Source organism: Desulfovibrio sp. 1188_IL3213 (assembly GCF_036763145.1).
In the GTDB taxonomy this organism is placed as follows: domain Bacteria; phylum Desulfobacterota; class Desulfovibrionia; order Desulfovibrionales; family Desulfovibrionaceae; genus Desulfovibrio.
Map to the genome: position 1 here is coordinate 1 of NZ_JBAIYR010000507.1, position 1471 is coordinate 1471.

Consider the following 1471-nt stretch of genomic DNA (forward strand, 5'->3'; position numbering starts at 1 on the left):
CCGATCTTGTTGCCGTGGGCGTTGTCGGTTGCCTGCTCGGGCTGGGCCGTTACGGGGCATGCCGCTCCCGTCAGGCCGTCCAGCATCTGATCCACGGCGGCATCTGTGTGCCGGGGGGACTGGGGTTTCGTGGTACGCTGCGGCGGCTGCGGCGGAATATCAAGAGAATTCAGTAGATTGTCAACGTCACCCATGCCGGGCATGTGCAGTTTTTCGTTGGGGTCCACAATGTGGCCGCCGGGCGCAACGGCAGTTTCTGCCCCGGCAGGCTTGTCGGCCTGCTGAGCCGCTGTGTTGTCTGTTGCTGTATCGGCAGCCGCAGCGAATGACATTTCGCCTTCGGCGGGAAAATCTTCGTTATCGTCCCTGGCTTCCATCTGCGCCAGCAGGTCGTCAATTTCCGCATCGGTCTGGCGGCCTTCTTCATTCAGGCTGCGCATATGCGAATGCAGACCATTCTGGTCATCATCAGTTTGAGCGGGTTCGGCCTGTTCGGCCTGTTCGTTGGCCGCCGGAACCTCGCCTTTTTCGATAAGTTCTGTCAGGTCGATGATTTCTTCAGTATTTTCATGGGCGTTTTGGGCAGCCATGCGCGACCTCATGGGGTTAGGAACAATCGGCTCCGGGGCCGGAAGGGCGGGATTTGTCGCCAGTACGCGGTATGGTGGCCGCTGGTCGTGCCGCCGGAGCGAACCACGTGCAAAGCCACGGTTTTTCGTATCAGGTTATGAGAAAAGACGCAAACGCACAACTGGTGAACGCAACGGCGTGGCGGGCGTCTGTTCACTGCCAGACTGCCGCGCAAAAAAACGGCCACCCGGAAGGATGGCCGTTTGTACTTGCGGGCGGCTGCTCACGCAGCCGCTGGTGCAATTTCAAAAAAAATTGCACTAGTCCTTTTTGTCTTTCTTGAGCCAGGGCATCATGCTGCGCAGTTCTTTGCCCACTTTTTCGATCTGATGTTCAGATTCGTTGCGGCGGGTGGTAAGAAACATGGGATACTTGGCGCGGGCCTCAAGAATGAAGTTGCGCGCAAACACGCCGCTCTGGATGTCCTTGAGCACGGCCTTCATCTCTTTTTTCACCTCATCGGTGATCAGGCGGGGGCCGGTGACGTAGTCGCCGTATTCAGCGGTGTTGCTGATGGAGTAGCGCATGCGCGAAAGGCCGCCTTCGTACATGAGGTCCACAATGAGTTTCATTTCATGCAGGCATTCAAAGTAGGCCATTTCAGGTTGGTAACCGGCTTCCACCAGGGTTTCAAAGCCGGCCTTGATCAGTGCGGAAACACCGCCGCACAGCACGGCCTGCTCGCCGAAGAGGTCGGTTTCAGTTTCTTCGCGGAAGGTGGTTTCAATGACGCCGGAGTGCGCGCCGCCCACACCCTTGGCATACGCCAGGGCCATCTGAAGGGCCTTGCCGGTGGCGTCCTGCTCAATAGCCACGAGGCAGGGTACGCCGCCGCCCTCGG

Annotated in this window: 1 protein-coding gene and 1 pseudogene; both read right to left on the reverse strand. The window is 58.7% G+C overall.

Annotated features, from left to right (window positions below; genetic code table 11):
• Window positions 1-590: pseudogene (locus tag V6C16_RS13100) on the reverse strand (hypothetical protein); the annotation flags it as partial.
• A gap of 300 nt (window positions 591-890) precedes the next feature.
• Window positions 891-1471, reverse strand: a 581-nt coding sequence (ilvC, locus tag V6C16_RS13105) for a ketol-acid reductoisomerase (protein ID WP_333543419.1), incomplete at its 5' end; no start/stop codon positions are given.